The sequence below is a fragment of the Gluconobacter sphaericus genome, from assembly GCF_016757795.1.
Lineage (GTDB): Bacteria > Pseudomonadota > Alphaproteobacteria > Acetobacterales > Acetobacteraceae > Gluconobacter > Gluconobacter sphaericus.
The window spans coordinates 39,210-55,523 of sequence record NZ_CP068419.1; the positions used below are offsets into that span (position 1 = coordinate 39,210).

Here is a 16,314-nt window from a genome sequence, read left to right on the forward strand (position 1 = left end):
CTGCTCAGGGGCGTCCTGCGCTCAGAACCTGTACCAGCTCTGCAACCGGTACTTCCTGCTGCTCGCGGCTCGAAAGGTCCCGAAGCTGCACAATATTTTTGGCGATTTCCTCATCACCCAGAACAATCGCATGGGATGCGCCGGACTTCACAACGCGCTCCATGCGCTTCTTCATATTGCCACGGGTCTCAATCTCAGCTCGCAGACCAGCCAAACGCAGAGCACGAGCAATGGACGCGGCTTTTAGAACAGCCACATCTCCCATCGGCACCAGCGCAATTCCAGCCGGAAGTTCGGGCACGCTATCCAGCAACATTGCCAGACGCTCGATCCCGCCAGCCCAGCCGATCGCCGGGATCGCCGGACCGCCCATCTGCTCAACAAGACCTTCATAGCGACCACCGGCCAGTACGGTGCCCTGAGCCCCGAGTTTCGAGGTCACGAACTCAAAGGCCGTGTGGCTGTAATAATCAAGCCCCCGGACGATGCGCGGGTTCTCGATGAAATCCACGCCAAAGGCCTGGAGGCTGTCGCGCAGCGTGTCCCAGAACTGGCGGGACTCATCGTTTAGATAATCCGCAAAGGCCGGAGCGTCGTCGAGCAGCTTGCGGTCCTGCTCGGATTTGCTGTCCAGAATGCGTAGCGGATTGGCTTCAAGCCGGATCCGGCTTTCTTCAGACAGCGCATCGGCATGGTCACGGAAATACGCCACCAGTGCTTCTCGCCAAGCCTGACGGCTGGCCAGATCGCCAAGCGTGTTGAGTTCTAGCGTGACGTGATCGCCCAAACCCAGCTCGCGCAGAATGTCCTGCGCCATGGCGATCGTCTCGGCATCCCGAAGCGGGCTTTCCGCACCGATCAGCTCTGCACCGATCTGATGGAACTGGCGGTAACGCCCTTTCTGCGGGCGTTCGTAACGGAACATCGGCCCGTGATAGAAAACCTTCTGCGGCAGGGACTGCGTCAGACCGTTCGTAACCAGCGCCCGGCAGATTGCTGCCGTCCCCTCGGGTCGCAGAGTGATGCTCTCACCGCCACGATCCTCGAACGTGTACATTTCCTTGGACACGACATCGGATGTCTCGCCGAGGGTACGCGAAAAGACGCGCGTATCCTCGAAAATAGGCGTGCTCCATTCCTCGAAACCATAGGTCCGCAGAACCCGGCGCGCCGTCTCCACGACATGGTGGTGGCGGCGCATCGTCTCGCCAATAAGGTCGTGTGTCCCGCGGGGCGGCTGAAGTCCGGACATCAGTGCGCTGCCGGATCCATCAGCTTGGCCGTCGTGCCCTCTTCCTTGCTGGCTTCGATATCCGCAACCTTCTTTTCTACGAGATCCACGATATGCTCAATCATGTCGCCACCCGGCATCGTATGGTCCTGACGACCGGCCGCGTAAACCATATGACGGCCGTTACCGCCACCGGTCACACCGAGATCGGTCATCAGTGCCTCGCCAGGGCCATTCACCACGCAGCCGATGATGGACAGCGTCAGCGGTGTCTTGATGTGCTGAAGACGATCTTCCAACGTCTGGACCGTTTCAACGACGTTGAAGCCCTGACGTGCGCATGACGGGCAGGAAATAATTTTCACGCCGCGATGACGCAGACCGAGGGACTTCAGGATATCCCAGCCGACCAGCACTTCCTCTTCCGGAGCAGCCGAGAGCGAAACACGCATCGTGTCACCCACGCCAGCCCAGAGCAGGTTGCCCAGACCGATGGAGGACTTCACCGTCCCTGCACGCTTGGAGCCGGCCTCGGTGATACCGATATGCAGTGGGTGGTCACAGCAATCTGCAAGCTGCTGATAGGCCGCGACCGCCATGAACACGTCGGACGCCTTCACGCTGATCTTGAACTCGTGGAAGTCGTGATCCTCAAGAATTTTGGCGTGTTCGAGAGCGCTCTCGACCAGAGCTTCCGGGTTGGGCTCACCGTACTTTTCGAGCAGATGCTTTTCGAGCGAACCGGCATTCACGCCAATACGGATTGAGCAACCATAATCCTTGGCGGCATTGACGACTTCACGCACGCGCTCGGCGCTGCCGATATTGCCCGGATTGATTCGCAGGCACGCAGCACCAGCCTTGGCGGCTTCGATGGCACGCTTGTAGTGAAAATGGATGTCCGCAACGATAGGGACGTTCACTTCATGCACGATCTCCGCCAGCGCAGCTGTGCTAGCCTCATCCGGACAAGATACGCGAACGATATCCACACCAGCCAGCTCGGCCAGACGGATCTGATCGATTGTGGCTTGGGCATCGGATGTCAGGGTGTTGGTCATGGTCTGCACGGAGATCGGGGCATCACCACCGACCGCAACCTTGCCGACATGGATCTGGCGCGACTTGCGACGCTCGATGTGCTGATAGGGACGGTAGCTGCTCATGATTTACCTCTTCGTGCCCGGAAAGGACCGGGAGCTCTAACCCAGTAGGGTGTGTTCAGGAGCACTGAGCCCCCCTGACGGATATAAGGGTTTAATGCGATAGCGACGATTGTTCCAGCGGCTGATGTCCAAGCTGTCGGGCATTAAGGTCATCAGCCGAGATTTCAGGTGCTGCTGGTGCCTTCCGGGAAACAGAAACAGGCGGTGCTCTGGGCGGCGCGGGCACAGGCGCAACGGCTGGCGCCGCAGCAGTTTCTCCTGGTACAGGAACCGGCGCATTGGGCTGCACCGGCAGTGCAATCCCCGAGCCGAATGCTCCTGAACGGATGGCGTCAGCCGTCACTTCGACATTACGGCGAACCTGCCCTTCTTTCCCCAGCGGCGCACTGGTTGCCCCAGCCGTGGTCAGGACGATACCGCCGGCATTGCCGAACGACATCCGGAACGGAGCGCCTGCGGGATCGCCTTGCCAACTTTCACCCGGCTGCATCACACGCGAGACGAGAACATGCCCATCCCGGTCCCTGACCTGCGTCCAGACGGGGGCCAGCGCACGGAGCACAACAGCTCCCTCGGGCACAGCCGGTGGCAGATCCATGGCAGGCTGGCCGATCGCCACCGTCTGTTGTGTATTAGTCGGCTGCGCAGGCGCGACCTCGCCTGCGGGGGGCGTTTCTGAATCGTCATCCGACGCTGGAGGTGCCACAGATGGTGCAACCGTCGAGGGCGTGGATTGTGCAATTGAAGGCGCAGCAGAAGCATCAGGCGCAGGAGCATTCTGTATCGGTGCAACCGCTGGTGCCGACATTGCGGGAACAGAGGGCGCCGTCACGGGAGCATGTGGCTCCGGCGTCGGAGCGCGTCCGGGCATTACAGATGCGACCTGCGGAGAGGTCATGGCAGGGGTCGCAGCCCCTGGCATCAGTTCTGAAACGGCCGGCACCTGCCTCTGGGCCGGATTGTCATGCTCCGTAAAGCGGTACCAACCCACATAGGCTGCAACCACAACCACGAGTCCTGCCCCGACCAACACGCCGACTGGCAACCCGCGATCACCCTCAGGCTGCGGAAAAACCAATTCCGGTTTACGGGTTACAGCGCCGCGCGTGTCACGGCGGAACCGCTCGACTAGCGCATCCACATCAAGCTGCATGGCATGGGCATAGGTACGAAGAAATCCCACTGCATAAGCCACGCCAGGCAGTTTCGACAGATCGTCTGCCTCGAGCGCCGCCAGCAGTTTTGGTCGGATTCGCAGCCATTCTGCGACATCTTCAAGCCGCCAACCAAGTTCCTCGCGACGCACACGCAGCACCGTTCCGACACTTGGCTGATCGGAAGGTTGCGAAAACGGACGGTTTGAGGGCGGTGGAGACATGGCCAGACAATCCGTTAGCTTGGCGCGTGAATGCGAGTTTCGCGCTGCCTGATGGCATTCACGGCCTGCTCAACCAGCGTCGCGATGATTTCGGCAACCGGACGGACTTCCTTGACCATGCCCACGGACTGACCAGCCATGACCGAACCCGTCTCCACATCACCGTCGATGACAGCGCGGCGCAGAGCACCCGCCCAGTAATGCTCGATCGAGAGCTGGGCTTCTTCCTTGGTCAGCTCTCCGCTCTGGAACTTCCGGAGCGCTTCACCCTGAAGACGCGCGAAGCTCCGGCCCCCTTCATTCGACAGGCCCCGTACCGGGATAACAGGGAATAACTCATCGAGTTGCACAGTCGTCACCGCATCACGGGCATTGGCGCGCAGAAAAGCCTTCTTGAAGTTCTCATGCGCGATGCTCTCTTCGGACGCAGCAAACAATGTTCCGAGCTGCGCACCGGCTGCGCCCTGTTCCAGATAGGACAGGATCGCGTCGCCACGGCCCAAACCACCGGCAACGAACACGGGAACATCATGGATGTATGGCAGAATTTCCTGTGCCAGAACGGTCAGCGACACCGGACCGACATGGCCGCCGGCTTCTGAGCCTTCTATCACAAGCGCTTCAATGCCCATGCGCACCAGACGCTTGCCCAGAGCCAGTGCAGGCGCAAAACCGATCGCCCTTGCGCCGCCATCGCGCACCTTGCGGATCGTAGCGCTGTTCGGCACGCCGCCTGCGAGCACGATGTGAGAGACGCTGTGAGCCAGACACACATCCACCAGCCGGTCCAGCTCGGGATGCATGGTGATGAGGTTGACGCCGAACGGACGCTTCGTCATTGCCTGCGTAGCAACGATTTCCTCTTCCAAACGCTCGGGAGACATCGCGCCACAGGCGATGACACCAAACCCACCAGCGTTGGAAATGGCCGAGACGAGATGCCGCTCACTAACCCAGGACATAGCGCCGCCGAGGATCGCAACGTCGCTTCCAAGGAAGTCACAGCCCGGCTTCCACAGCCGGTCCAAAGTCGCGCGGGCGTCCAGAGCCTCGCTCGGGGTCTCGATCAGGGTTTCGCTCACGCGTCGGCTTCCTCTTTGGCATCAAGCCCATAAGCCGTGTGCAGTGCGCGCATGGCCAATTCGGTATATTCGGAATCGATCAGAACCGAGATCTTGATCTCGCTCGTGGATATGACCTGCACGTTGATGCCGCGATCGGCCAGCGTGCGGAACATCCGCGCGGCCAGACCTGCATTCGATCGCATACCGATACCCACGACACTGATTTTCACCACGTTATGAGACGTAATCAGTTCGCCATACTGGACGTATTCATGGGCCTTCTCCAGCACAGCGCGGGCAGCGGTCTCGTCAGCCTTACTGACCGTGAAGGTCATGTTCGTCATGTTGTCCACACCGACGCTCTGGACGATCATGTCAACATTGATGTTCGCGGCTGCCAGCGGATCGAAGATCGCGGCGGCAATGCCCGGACGGTCCGGAATATTCCGCACGGAGATTTTCGCTTCGTCATGCGAGTTGGCAATCCCCGCAACCAGTTCCTTCTCCATGATCTCGTCCTCATCAACAACAATCGAACCACTGTCATCATCCGTTTCCGCGAACGATGACAGAACCCGCACACGGACATTCTCGCGCATGGCGAGGCCGACACTGCGGGTCTGAAGTACCTTGGCGCCTACCGAAGCCAGTTCAAGCATCTCTTCGTAAGTGATGCGATCGAGCTTCTTGGCGCGTTTCACGATGCGCGGATCGGTCGTATAGATCCCGTCCACATCGGTATAGATATCGCACTGATCGGCATTAATGGCAGCCGCGACGGCCACGGCGGACGTATCCGATCCTCCGCGTCCCAGCGTCGCAATGCGGCCATCGGGACCTACGCCCTGGAAGCCGGCCACAACGGGCACAACATCTTCATCCAGACAGGCCAGCAGCGCCGTGCCGTCCACGCTCTCAATGGCGGCCTTGCCATGCGCGTCGTCTGTCACGAGCGGGATCTGCCACCCTTGGAACGACCGTGCCTTCACGCCGAGCGCCTGAAGCGCAATGGACACAAGCCCGCTCGTCACCTGCTCGCCGGCAGCGACAACTGCATCGTATTCCTTTGGATCGGCCAGCGGGTCCAACTCGGCACAGTAACCGACCATCCGGTTAGTGACACCGGCCATGGCGGAGACCACGACAGCGACACGACGGCCGCGGTCATGTTCCGCCTTCACGCGTTTTGCAACGTTCCGGATACGCTCGATATTTCCGACGGATGTACCGCCGAATTTCATGACAACCGTCTTCCGTTTCCCAATTTCGCCAGTCATGGCGGCATGAGGATAGGCACGACCGGAAAGCTGGTCGCGGACGGGAGTATCGGGCATGGACATCGCGGATAAGGCTCCAGTACGTGTCTGGCGTTGCGCGCTCGGGTCTGGCATCGGGTACGGCAAAGACATGCACACCACCCGGCACCTGGACAGACTCTGCCGGTCCACATACTCGTCTAGCTCCGTCACGTCCAGATGACGCGCAGCAGACAGGCACACAGAAGGAGAATTCTGATGCCCACAGAAACGTCCGCAAGACCGGATTCCAGACGCTCATCCGTATCGGAATCCGAGATCGCCCATTTCAGCGCCCTGGCGAAAGACTGGTGGAATCCACGTGGCCCCATGGCACCGCTTCATGCCATGAACCCCCTGCGGACCGAATGGGTCAGCCGTCATGTCGCCCCCATGCGCAAGGCGTCCCCTGCACCGTTGTGCCTGCTCGATATCGGCTGTGGCGCAGGCTTGGCGAGCGAGGCCTATGCCAAACTCGGTTTTGACACGCTTGGAATTGACGCTAGTGCTCCGGGCATCCGCGCCGCTGAAGCGCATCTGGCCGAGCACCCGCTTCCGCCCGAGGCAGCCCCCCTATCCTATCGTAATGGAAGTGCAGAAGACCTCGTGGCGGAAGGCGCGCGTTTCGATGTCGTCAATGCGCTCGAGGTCATCGAGCACGTCAATGATCCGCAGGACTTCCTGAGCATGCTGGCCACGCTGACAAAACCGGGAGGCATGGTCGCGGTATCCACCCTGAACCGGACCCCGCGCTCTTATGCTGTCGCCAAGCTCGGTGCGGAATACCTGTTGCGGATGCTGCCCGTTGGTACGCATGACTGGAAGAAATTCATCAAGCCCGACGAACTTGCCGCCATGGCCCGTAACGCAGGACTGCGGATGCTGGACATAGCCGGAATGAGTTATGTCCCGTTCCAGTGGCGCGAAAGCCGTGACACCGGAATCAATTACATCGCGATTTTTCGCAAGGACTGAACAAAAAAGGGCGGTTGCAATATATCATTTTGCTGCAACCGCCTTTTTGTGGATTAGAAGGTCTATCAGACCTGCGTGTTCATGAACGCAAAGGTTGTTGGACTGCCAACAGGGGTAAAATTGTTCGTAAACGCAATTTGTCCTGTCTTCTTGTCCACCTTAAAAGAGGTCACGGCATCCGAGCGCTGGTTAGCACAGAACAGGAATGCTCCGGACGGATCGAACATCAGCGCGCGACCGTAATCTGCATGCATCCAGACCTCATCCTGAAGTGTCAGCGTCCCGTCCGCGCCTATCGCGAACACGGCCAGAGAATCACCTAGACGATTGGAAACATAGACGAACTTTCCACTCGCCGAGATCAGAATTTCCGCCGCAAGCGTCGAGCCTCGGAACTGCGACGTGACGGTGCTGACGGTCTGAATATCGCTGATCGCGCCAGTCGCCGGATCAAAATTGGAAACGACAACTTTCGAATCCTGCTCACACAAATTGTACAGGATGCGGCCAGAATGGTTGAACTGGAAGTGGCGCGGCGCCGAGCCCGGTTCCATATCGTAATAAGGCGTCTTGGCGGGGATAAGCTTGCCAGTATCAATGTTAAGCGTCCAGACATAGACGCGGTCCAGACCCGCATCGTCCACCAGCACGAACTTGCCGCTCGGGTCTGAGTGGATCATGTGCGGATGCGAGCCCGAATGGTCTGACACGGCAAAATTGCCCTGCGGATTGTCCGAAGCCCGCTCCGGTTGACGCGGGCCCGTATTGTGCACGACGTCCGAGGCCTCACCCAACGATCCGTCAGAGCGGATCGGCAGAACGGCAACGCAGCCACCCACATAGTTGGCGACCAGCACGTAACGACCCGAATGGTGAATGCTCAGATGGGCCGGAACGGCACCTTTAGAGCTGACCACGTTCAGCTTACGCAGCGAACCGGTCTTAGGATCGATTGCAAACGCCGTAACGGAGCCATCCCCATCCTTGTTGAAATCGTCAATCTCGCTCAGCGCGTACAAAAAGCGCTGGTCCTTCGAAATCGCAAGGAAAGACGGGCTGGCGATATCCGTAAAGGTCGTGATCGGCGTCAGAACACCCGTGTCACGATCCATATCGAAAACAGAAATCCCCTGCCCGTTTCCGGTTCCACCTCCCGGCGGCCCATGTTTCGTATATCCGCCGACGAAACAGATCGTCTTTGCAACCGGCTTCGGCGGTGGCGGAGGTGTCGGAACTGCCTTTTCAGGGTCAACGGCTCCGGCGACACCGGTGCCGGCCACAGCAACACCGGCAACTAGTCCGACCGTAAAATTACGGCGGGAAACAGGGTGGGACATGATGGATCTGCATTCCTTTCAGTATGGCAGGGATAACGCCCACTACTAGGAAAAGACGCATTCCCGACCCCGATACCGGTTTCCCGGTCACTGGTTCAATGGGCGTCCTTCGGCAGTTTGCATTGCGGCCCCACAGATGGACCAGCGTAGCGGGTCCAGGTCTGGGTCTCCCCCAGAAGAGGCATTCCCAGAACGAATCCGCGCAGTTTCAAGACATTGGGCTCAGACACCCATATTCGTGCCTGATAAACCCGTCCGGTCCGTGGATCAAGAATATGACCCTGCCACTTACGATCCTCAATTGGGATAAAGTCTGTCAGCATACGGATTCCGCACTGCGATCGCCCCCAGACATCCCTGGGAACAGCCCCATCATAAGCCATGCCAATCAGCTGCCCACAAAGCATATGACCGCAGGGTTCAATGGAAAACAGACCGTCATGCTCCTCGGACAGCCACAAACCCTCTTCGGGAATATCCGAAGGAGCCACACCTGCCGGAGCAGATGTCTGCGCCTGTGCTGTGACACAGGAAAGTGATGATACAGCCAGCAGGACAGCCGCGAAAAAGCCTGCTCCCCGCATTCAGACCTTGCCCAACAGGGCATCAAGACGCCCCGCACGATCAAGTGCCATCAGGTCATCACAGCCCCCCAATCCCTTACCATCCACAAATGTCTGCGGCACGGTCCGACGGCCGGATCGACGAATGGACTCCTCGCGCTCGGCCGTTCCGTGAGGCGCGTTGATTTCCTGAAATTCTATCCCCTTGGAGCGCAGCAGGCTGACGGCATGCACGCAATAAGGACATCCAGGCTGGGTATAAATCTCGACTTTCGACATAGGATCCTCATTCCTGGACAAAACGTGGGTTCTGTTCATCCACTCTCCCGGTCCGCGCTGCAACCAAAATATCCACACTCGCCGCACCGGCCATCATCAAAGCCATCGTACAGGCCGATGCTGTGGACCCTGTCGTCAGCACGTCATCCACAAGCAGGAGGGCCTGTCCCTCTATTCGCGCTTCACGTTCTTTCCTCACCCGAACAGCATGTTCCATCTCCCGCCCGCGCTCCCCGGCAGACAGACGGGCCAGCGCGCGCGTAGAGCGGACGCGCTGAAGCGCATCCACCACACAAGGCAGCCCCGTAAGCCGCGAAACACCCTGCGCCATTAGGGCAGCCTGATTGTAACGTCGTTTCCACAGACGAGTACGAAACAGCGGAACGGGCACGACAAGCGTGACGTTTCGCAGCATATCCTCGGCAGCCGATGTCATCTGGCGAGCCAGAACAGCTGCATTTTCAGTATGATCGGAATATTTCAGCGGCAGAATCAGGCGCCGCGACCACGTGTCGTAAACAAAAGCCGCCCGAGCAGAACGCCAGACCGGCGGATGGATCTGACAGGCCGCACAGCAGCTCTGAGTACCGCCCAGGCCCTCGTTTTCCAGCGGAACACCACATCGGTAACAGCTGGGAGAAACAATCCTGTGAGCGGTTTGGAAACACGTACTGCAGAACGCGCCTTCCGTCATGACTTCTGTCCCGCAGGCCGCACAGGTCGGAGGCAGCAGCGTATCCAGAACAACGCGCGCGCTGCGGTTCAGAAACCGTTTCACCCCGTACGCGTCACCAGCTTAAGCGTAATTCGGGATGCGTCGATCAAGACCTTGCCCTGATGCTGGAAATTAACAGTCACCCGCTCTCCCACAGCCGACTGGACCTGACCCCAGCCCCATTCGGGGCGATCAGGATGCTGGACAATCTGCCCAGGCTCAAGAAAGGATTGAAAGGGCCCGATCACCGACAAATCTGCCTGAAGACCGGAACCCGTTCCATGTCAGTGCCCTGCATTCTCACCGGAAAAATCAGGGGCCTCGAGACCAGAAGCTTCAAGCTGTGCGGCTAACGCCGCCTTCAGACGATCAAGCCCGGCGTCGTCACACGCCTCCGCCCGGGCCACCAGAACGGCCTGGGTGTTGGAAGCCCGAAGCAGCCACCAGCCATCGGGCGTATTGACGCGGACACCGTCAATTTCAGAGACGTCCGCGCCCTCTTTCCTCAGACGTTCAGCCACTTCCGTGATGACCTCAAACTTGCGTGTGTCATCACAGTTGAAGCGCAACTCTGGCGTCGTAACCGTCACCGGCAGGCTGTCACGGAAATCCGAAAGCGGCCCCGGCAGACGCGAAACGATCCCCAGAACGCGCACGGCAGCATAAAGCGCATCATCAAAACCGTACCACTTGTCGGCAAAGAAGATATGTCCGGACATCTCGCCCGCCAGCGGAGAGCCAGTTTCGGCCATCTTGGTCTTGATGAGCGAATGGCCCGTCTTCCACATCAGCGGCTGCCCACCAGCCTTTGCGATCTCATCAAAGAGGATCTGACTGGCTTTCACATCCGCGATGATCGTGGCACCCGGGTGACGGATCAGAACGTCCTGCGCCAGCAGAACCAGCATCTGGTCGCCCCAGAATATCTGACCGCGATTGTCGACAATACCGATCCGGTCTGCGTCACCATCAAAGGCAATCCCCAGATCCGCCTGCTTTTCGTCCACAACACGGATCAGATCCTGAAGATTTTTCTCGACCGTTGGATCAGGATGATGGTTCGGGAAATGTCCGTCGATCTCTCCGAACAGAACCGTATGCTCGCCCGGAAGACGCTCCACCAGACGACTAAGCACGGCGCCGGCTGCAGAGTTGCCATTGTCCCAGACGACCCGCAATGGCCGGATCCCATCGTAATCCTGCAAAAGCCGGTCAATATATCGGTCGGAAATATCGAGCATGGCCGCCTGCCCGTGTGTCGCAGGAAGAACATCACCACATGCTGACAGACGACCCAGTTCGCGGATCTGATCACCGTAAAACGGCTTGCCACCCATCATCATCTTAAAGCCGTTATAATCGGGCGGATTATGGCTTCCCGTGACCATAACGGCGCCATCAGCGCCATCGGCCACGGATGCGAAATAGAGCATGGGCGTCGGACCACATCCGATCCGTGTCACCTCCGCTCCGGATTCGACAGCCCCCCGAACCAGTGCATCTTCCAGAACTGGCGAAGACAGACGGCCATCATATCCGACCACAATCCGCTTTCCACCGGCACGGATCACCATACTCGCAAATGTGCGACCAATGGCGAAAGCATCCGCCGGATGCAGCGTCTTTCCGACGATCCCGCGGATATCGTATTCCCTCAGGCTCGTCGGATCAAAATCATGCCGGAATGGCATCAGGGCGCATCCATATACTGCTTGTATTTCTTAAGGAACGCCTTCACGGACGAACCAAGGTCCTCACGGTCGATCGAGAAGGCGATCTGCGCTTCGAGGAATCCGGCTTTGTCGCCGCAGTCATAGCGCGTACCTTCGTAACGCAGACCATGGAACGGCACTTCACCGATTGTCTTGGCCATTGCATCCGTAAGCTGGACTTCATTACCCGCGCCACGCTCCAGCTTCGCCAGATATTTCATGACGTCCGGTGTCAGCACGTAACGACCGATGATGGACAGGTTCGACGGAGCATCTTCTGGAGCCGGCTTTTCGACAAGCCCCTTCACCTCGACCAATTTGCCGTCGTCGCTGCCAACATCAAGAATGCCGTAGCGGTTCGTATGTTCAGGCGGAACTTCCGTGACTGCCACGACATTACCGCCCGTCTGGTTGTAGGCCTCGACCAACTGACCAATGCAACTGCGCCCCTTGACGATATCGTCCGGCAGCAGGATGGCGAACGGATCATCGCCGATAAACGAACGTGCACACCAGATGGCATGCCCCAGGCCCAGCGGCTCCTGCTGACGCACAGCAACAAGGGACCCTGCCTGCACACTGCTGGGTGCCAGCGCTTCAAGCGCGCTCTTCTTACCGCGCTCCTTGAGCGTTGCTTCAAGTTCATAGGCAATGTCGAAATAATCGATCAGGCTGTCCTTGCCACGACCGGTCACCAGACAGAATTCTTCAATCCCAGCTTCGCGAGCTTCATCAATCGCGTACTGGATCAGCGGCTTATCGACGACAGGAAGCATTTCCTTCGGCATAGCCTTGGTGGCAGGCAGAAACCGCGTTCCAAGACCGGCAACAGGAAGGACAGCTTTTTTCAGTGGCTTGATCACGAAACCTCACACATCAGCCGAAACAACGCCCGACCGCCGAACCACAGGTCCAGACGCTCTCAAGGACGAAACAAGGAATAAACCTGTCTCAGCAGTCTGGCAACAAAATGGCACAGACCCAAGATACGGCAAGGAAGCACTTTGCTCCCCTACGGGGTTTATTTTCATGATGTCTGATTTTTACTGGGATACACCGACATCTGAATGTCAGTGGTGCGGCCGAGAAGACTCGAACTTCCACGGGGTTGCCCCCACAAGCACCTCAAGCTTGCGCGTCTACCATTCCGCCACGGCCGCCCCGTGACAAACGATCCTGCTTGGTGCATGACCGTCCGGTGTGGGAGGGGCTATAGCCGATGACTGATATAAGGGCAATGACCCGAAATGAGATTTGTGAAGAAATTTTGTGGAAATCCTCTCCGGGACTGATCCCCTACCCCGAGGCCCTGAGCTTTATGGAGGGGCGTGCACAGGCTATTCATCAGGGGACAGCAGAACCGCTGGTCTGGCTCGTTGAGCATCCTCCTGTCTTTACGGCAGGCACCTCCGCTAAAGACGCAGACCTTTATAATCCGCACGGTTATCCGACCTATTCCGCCGGACGCGGCGGCCAGTGGACCTATCATGGACCGGGCCAGAGGCTCGGTTATGTTATGATGAATCTGACGAAGCCAAACGGCACCGTCCAGTCCCGCGACCTGCGCGCCTTTGTCGCGGGACTGGAAGGCTGGATGACCGACGCTCTCGCTCGGCTGGGCGTCACGGCCTTTACCCGCGAGGGCCGGATCGGCGTCTGGACGATCGATCCCCTGACGGGCCAGGAAGCCAAGATCGGGGCGCTGGGCATCCGCGTCAGCCGCTGGGTCAGCTGGCATGGCGTTTCGATCAATGTCAGTCCCGATCTGACCGATTTCGATGGAATCGTGCCCTGCGGCATCCGCGAATTCGGCGTCACCAGTCTCCAGCGATTCGACAGCAGCCTGACGATGGCGGATCTCGATAACGCCCTCGCCGCTGCATGGCCAGAACGGTTCGGCTCTATTCCGCGGGCGGCGTGAAGACGGACGGGGCGATGACCACCCCCTGCTGCAAAGCGGAAAGCTCCACCCCAAAATGATGCTGTCGGGCATCCACGCCCTGCAGCCCGATCAAACCGAGCTGACCGTTCACGTCCGAAAACTGGATCGTCAACAGACCCTGGGACGGATTATCCGCCTGCGCGACCGAAATCTGCAGCGATCCGTCTCCATGCCGTACATCCGTAACCTGCACGTCGCCGTCGAACCGGATCGGATATTTCAGCAACAGGCCGAGCGGATTGTGTCGCAGCGACAGATGCGTGACGGCGCCCGTCGCCCGATCGTCGAGCACGAGATGCCCGTCACCGGCGACAAGTTCCATCGGATGCGGCACGACATAATCCAGCCTCAAATGCCCCGGAATATAGGAAAAACGTCCTGCGCTTTCCCCGGCATCAGGCCCATGTTGCAAAAAAGCCGCTTTCAGTCCCTTAACACCGTTCAGATAGGCCTCGATACGATGCACGTCGTCCTGCTCGGCCGCAGGCAGGTGCCCGTAGCCACCCGTCGCACAACCTGACAACAGAAGGAGGACCAGAAGAGCACGTTTCATGGGGTTTTCTCTCCATGCAGGACCAAGGAGAGCGCATGCAGTCCGGAGCTGAATTCCTCAGCCAGAAGATCATTGACCAGCCGATGGCGCGCCACCCTGTTCAGTCCATCAAACCGCGCGCTTGTAATGGCGACATTGAAATGCGTCTCCCCGCCGCTGCCAAGAGCTTTCGCCCCGGCGTGATGGGCGTGACGGGCGCTGTCATCCTGGATCTCGATCGTCGTGGGCAACAGTTCCCGTCGAAGGATCGCCTCGATCCGTTCCCGTCGAGTGCCATGCGGCGCGGAAGGGTGTGAAGCTGTTTCAGACATAATGAAAATCGTCCGGCTTGAGGAATGGCCGCTTGCATCGGGCGGCTGTGATTGCCCATATCAGACACCATGCAGCGCAAATCTACCAGACACCGGGCCTTCGATCCCGATCCTGACGCGCCGGAACAGGTCTGTGACCATCCGGGCTGCAACGAATCTGCGGGCTACCGTGCACCGCGCGGGCGTGATGCCCTGCGTTCGTATTTCTGGTTCTGTCTTGAACATGTCCGCGAATACAATTCCCGCTGGGATTTCTATCGCGGCATGACGCCGGGTCAGATCGAAGCGCATCTGCGAGCTGACGTCTCATGGCAGCGCCCGTCCTGGAAGCTTGGTACCGGCACGGCCAACAAGGCCGAATTCAACGAGGACGACATCCTCGACCCGCTCGACATCCTTGGCGCGACCCGTCACAGCCGGGCCGAACGGGCGAAAGATGCGGCCCGTCAGCGCGCGCCTGCTCACGCCTCCGGAATCCCCGAGCTCCTGCGCCAACCGCTTGCGACCCTGGATCTGACATGGCCAGTCTCTTTCGATGACGTGAAGACCCGCTATCGCGCCCTCGCCCGCCAGCATCATCCCGATGCCAATATCGGCGATGCGAAATCCGAAGAGCGTTTCAAGGCCATCGGCTCGGCCTATTCCGTACTGAAAGTCCATTTCACCCGGCAGGATGATTTCGTTTCCTGAATTTTTAGACTGGAACACAGGACGCCGAGGCTCCATCTTCTCCAGAACATCCTGATCCAAGAGCCAGAGAAAGCCCAAGAGTCCCATGAGTGATTTCGCGACGATTGACACCCCGGAAGCCGTGACCACTGCTGAAAATGCTGCGGTCCCGACCAGCGTTCTCGGCGCGCCCGATCTCATGATCTCCTCGGCAGAAGTCTTTGGCATCCGCACGGACATGCAGGTTCCGGCCTATTCCATACGCACGGAACATGTCCCCGACATCGACCCGTCCTACAAGTTCGACGAGGACACCACCCGCGCCATTCTCGCGGGATTCGCCTTCAACCGTCGCGTCATGGTCCAGGGCTTTCACGGTACCGGAAAGTCTTCCCATATCGAGCAGATCGCCGCGCGCCTGAACTGGCCCTGCGTCCGGATCAATCTCGACAGCCATGTCTCGCGGATCGACCTGATCGGCAAGGACGCGATCGTCCTCAAGGACGGCAAGCAGATCACGGAATTCCGCGAAGGCCTGCTGCCCTGGTGCCTCCAGCACCCCTGCGCCCTGATCTTCGATGAATACGACGCTGGCCGTCCGGACGTGATGTTCGTCATCCAGCGCGTGCTGGAAGCCGAAGGGCATCTGACGCTTCTGGATCAGAACCGCGTCATTCGTCCCAACCCGGCTTTCCGCCTGTTCGCCACCGCCAATACGGTAGGTCTGGGCGACACGACCGGCCTGTATCACGGAACCCAGCAGATTAATCAGGGCCAGATGGACCGCTGGAATATTGTTGCTACCCTGAACTACCTGCCGCTGGAGCAGGAAGTGGGCATTGTTACGTCCAAGCTGAAGATTCCAGCAAAAGACAAGGATGCCACAACCCTGGTCGAACGCATGGTCGCACTAGCGAACCTCACACGCTCCGGCTTCATGGCGGGTGACATTTCCACGGTCATGTCTCCGCGCGCTGTCATTGCCTGGGCCGAAAACAACCGCATCTTCAACGATGTGGCATTCTCCTTCCGTCTCACCTTCCTCAACAAATGCGACGAGGCCGAGCGCGGAATCGTGGCAGAGTACTATCAGCGTTGCTTCAACACCTCACCGCTGGCCTGAT

The 16,314-nt window shown here is 59.0% G+C and carries 18 protein-coding genes and 1 tRNA gene; 4 read left to right on the plus strand and 15 right to left on the minus strand.

Features of this window, described 5'->3' with window-relative positions; genetic code table 11:
* Positions 1–4: 4 nt before the first annotated feature.
* From hisS to IGS75_RS00190, 5 genes are all read right to left on the minus strand, one after another.
* Positions 5–1,252, minus strand: coding sequence for a histidine--tRNA ligase (hisS, locus tag IGS75_RS00170; RefSeq protein ID WP_202257185.1), 1,248 nt, complete (start codon positions 1,250–1,252; stop codon positions 5–7).
* Positions 1,252–2,397 carry a flavodoxin-dependent (E)-4-hydroxy-3-methylbut-2-enyl-diphosphate synthase gene (ispG, locus tag IGS75_RS00175; protein WP_141351147.1) on the minus strand — a complete coding sequence of 382 codons (1,146 nt, stop codon included), beginning with the start codon at positions 2,395–2,397 and terminating at the stop codon, positions 1,252–1,254. Before ispG ends, hisS begins: the two co-directional genes overlap by 1 nt.
* A 91-nt stretch (positions 2,398–2,488) precedes the next feature.
* A complete protein-coding gene (locus IGS75_RS00180; protein WP_202257187.1) occupies positions 2,489–3,775 on the minus strand; it encodes a helix-turn-helix domain-containing protein in 1,287 nt (428 codons plus the stop codon).
* A 14-nt stretch (positions 3,776–3,789) separates the two neighbouring features.
* On the minus strand, positions 3,790–4,857 hold the full coding sequence (locus tag IGS75_RS00185; protein WP_174787544.1) for an NAD(P)H-dependent flavin oxidoreductase: 1,068 nt from the start codon (positions 4,855–4,857) through the stop codon (positions 3,790–3,792).
* A complete protein-coding gene (locus IGS75_RS00190; RefSeq protein WP_141351329.1) occupies positions 4,854–6,179 on the minus strand; it encodes an aspartate kinase in 1,326 nt (441 codons plus the stop codon). Before IGS75_RS00190 ends, IGS75_RS00185 begins: the two co-directional genes overlap by 4 nt.
* A gap of 174 nt (positions 6,180–6,353) precedes the next feature.
* Between IGS75_RS00190 and ubiG the strand changes: the two genes are divergently transcribed.
* Entirely contained in the window at positions 6,354–7,109 is a 756-nt protein-coding gene (ubiG, locus tag IGS75_RS00195; RefSeq protein WP_202257189.1) for a bifunctional 2-polyprenyl-6-hydroxyphenol methylase/3-demethylubiquinol 3-O-methyltransferase UbiG, read from the plus strand.
* 65 nt (positions 7,110–7,174) lie between these two features.
* Here the strand turns inward: ubiG and IGS75_RS00200 are convergent, their stop codons facing one another.
* From IGS75_RS00200 to IGS75_RS00235, 8 genes are all read right to left on the minus strand, one after another.
* Entirely contained in the window at positions 7,175–8,446 is a 1,272-nt protein-coding gene (locus IGS75_RS00200; RefSeq protein WP_141351151.1) for a lactonase family protein, read from the minus strand.
* Positions 8,447–8,541: 95 nt separating this feature from the next.
* A complete protein-coding gene (locus IGS75_RS00205; RefSeq protein ID WP_141351154.1) occupies positions 8,542–9,030 on the minus strand; it encodes a DUF2147 domain-containing protein in 489 nt (162 codons plus the stop codon).
* Positions 9,031–9,288 (minus strand): glutaredoxin 3, encoded by a 258-nt coding sequence (gene grxC, locus IGS75_RS00210; protein ID WP_141351157.1) that lies wholly within the window; start codon positions 9,286–9,288, stop codon positions 9,031–9,033.
* 7 nt (positions 9,289–9,295) lie between these two features.
* Entirely contained in the window at positions 9,296–10,066 is a 771-nt protein-coding gene (locus tag IGS75_RS00215) for a ComF family protein (protein WP_306414207.1), read from the minus strand.
* Entirely contained in the window at positions 10,063–10,251 is a 189-nt protein-coding gene (locus IGS75_RS00220; protein WP_202257191.1) for a DUF3553 domain-containing protein, read from the minus strand. The genes IGS75_RS00215 and IGS75_RS00220 overlap by 4 nt, the downstream gene beginning before the upstream one ends.
* Positions 10,252–10,287: 36 nt before the next feature.
* The gene (gene pgmG / locus IGS75_RS00225; protein ID WP_141351161.1) at positions 10,288–11,694 is read right to left on the minus strand and encodes a phosphoglucomutase/phosphomannomutase PgmG; all 1,407 of its coding nucleotides are present in this window, start codon (positions 11,692–11,694) and stop codon (positions 10,288–10,290) included.
* Positions 11,694–12,578: a UTP--glucose-1-phosphate uridylyltransferase GalU gene (gene galU / locus IGS75_RS00230; protein WP_141351164.1), complete on the minus strand. Its 885-nt coding sequence runs from the start codon at positions 12,576–12,578 to the stop codon at positions 11,694–11,696. The genes pgmG and galU overlap by 1 nt, the downstream gene beginning before the upstream one ends.
* A 211-nt stretch (positions 12,579–12,789) precedes the next feature.
* Positions 12,790–12,875 (minus strand) — tRNA-Leu (locus IGS75_RS00235).
* 59 nt (positions 12,876–12,934) lie between these two features.
* On the opposite strand from IGS75_RS00235, the gene lipB reads away from it, so the two are divergent.
* On the plus strand, positions 12,935–13,636 hold the full coding sequence (gene lipB / locus IGS75_RS00240; protein WP_202257193.1) for a lipoyl(octanoyl) transferase LipB: 702 nt from the start codon (positions 12,935–12,937) through the stop codon (positions 13,634–13,636).
* Here the strand turns inward: lipB and IGS75_RS00245 are convergent.
* Together IGS75_RS00245 and IGS75_RS00250 are read right to left on the minus strand one after the other, a co-directional pair.
* Positions 13,617–14,210 carry a LolA family protein gene (locus IGS75_RS00245; RefSeq protein ID WP_141351167.1) on the minus strand — a complete coding sequence of 198 codons (594 nt, stop codon included), beginning with the start codon at positions 14,208–14,210 and terminating at the stop codon, positions 13,617–13,619. The two genes, lipB and IGS75_RS00245, sit on opposite strands and share 20 nt — an antisense overlap.
* The gene (locus IGS75_RS00250) at positions 14,207–14,521 is read right to left on the minus strand and encodes a BolA family protein (protein ID WP_141351169.1); all 315 of its coding nucleotides are present in this window, start codon (positions 14,519–14,521) and stop codon (positions 14,207–14,209) included. Before IGS75_RS00250 ends, IGS75_RS00245 begins: the two co-directional genes overlap by 4 nt.
* A gap of 69 nt (positions 14,522–14,590) precedes the next feature.
* Between IGS75_RS00250 and IGS75_RS00255 the strand changes: the two genes are divergently transcribed.
* Complete coding sequence (locus IGS75_RS00255) at positions 14,591–15,211, plus strand: DnaJ domain-containing protein (protein WP_141351171.1); 621 nt, start codon at positions 14,591–14,593, stop codon at positions 15,209–15,211.
* Positions 15,212–15,296: 85 nt separating this feature from the next.
* Positions 15,297–16,313, plus strand: coding sequence for a cobaltochelatase subunit CobS (cobS, locus tag IGS75_RS00260; protein WP_141351174.1), 1,017 nt, complete (start codon positions 15,297–15,299; stop codon positions 16,311–16,313).
* Position 16,314: the final 1 nt, after the last annotated feature.

Coding starts and splice junctions, on each gene's coding strand:
- hisS (WP_202257185.1), bottom strand. CDS start 1,252: ATGTCCGGACTTCAGCCGCCCCGCGGGACACACGACCTTATTGGCGAG.
- ispG (WP_141351147.1), bottom strand. CDS start 2,397: ATGAGCAGCTACCGTCCCTATCAGCACATCGAGCGTCGCAAGTCGCGC.
- IGS75_RS00180 (WP_202257187.1), bottom strand. CDS start 3,775: ATGTCTCCACCGCCCTCAAACCGTCCGTTTTCGCAACCTTCCGATCAG.
- IGS75_RS00190 (WP_141351329.1), bottom strand. CDS start 6,179: ATGTCCATGCCCGATACTCCCGTCCGCGACCAGCTTTCCGGTCGTGCC.
- ubiG (WP_202257189.1), top strand. CDS start 6,354: ATGCCCACAGAAACGTCCGCAAGACCGGATTCCAGACGCTCATCCGTA.
- IGS75_RS00200 (WP_141351151.1), bottom strand. CDS start 8,446: ATGTCCCACCCTGTTTCCCGCCGTAATTTTACGGTCGGACTAGTTGCC.
- IGS75_RS00205 (WP_141351154.1), bottom strand. CDS start 9,030: ATGCGGGGAGCAGGCTTTTTCGCGGCTGTCCTGCTGGCTGTATCATCA.
- grxC (WP_141351157.1), bottom strand. CDS start 9,288: ATGTCGAAAGTCGAGATTTATACCCAGCCTGGATGTCCTTATTGCGTG.
- pgmG (WP_141351161.1), bottom strand. CDS start 11,694: ATGCCATTCCGGCATGATTTTGATCCGACGAGCCTGAGGGAATACGAT.
- lipB (WP_202257193.1), top strand. CDS start 12,935: ATGACTGATATAAGGGCAATGACCCGAAATGAGATTTGTGAAGAAATT.
- IGS75_RS00245 (WP_141351167.1), bottom strand. CDS start 14,210: ATGAAACGTGCTCTTCTGGTCCTCCTTCTGTTGTCAGGTTGTGCGACG.
- IGS75_RS00250 (WP_141351169.1), bottom strand. CDS start 14,521: ATGTCTGAAACAGCTTCACACCCTTCCGCGCCGCATGGCACTCGACGG.
- IGS75_RS00255 (WP_141351171.1), top strand. CDS start 14,591: ATGCAGCGCAAATCTACCAGACACCGGGCCTTCGATCCCGATCCTGAC.
- cobS (WP_141351174.1), top strand. CDS start 15,297: ATGAGTGATTTCGCGACGATTGACACCCCGGAAGCCGTGACCACTGCT.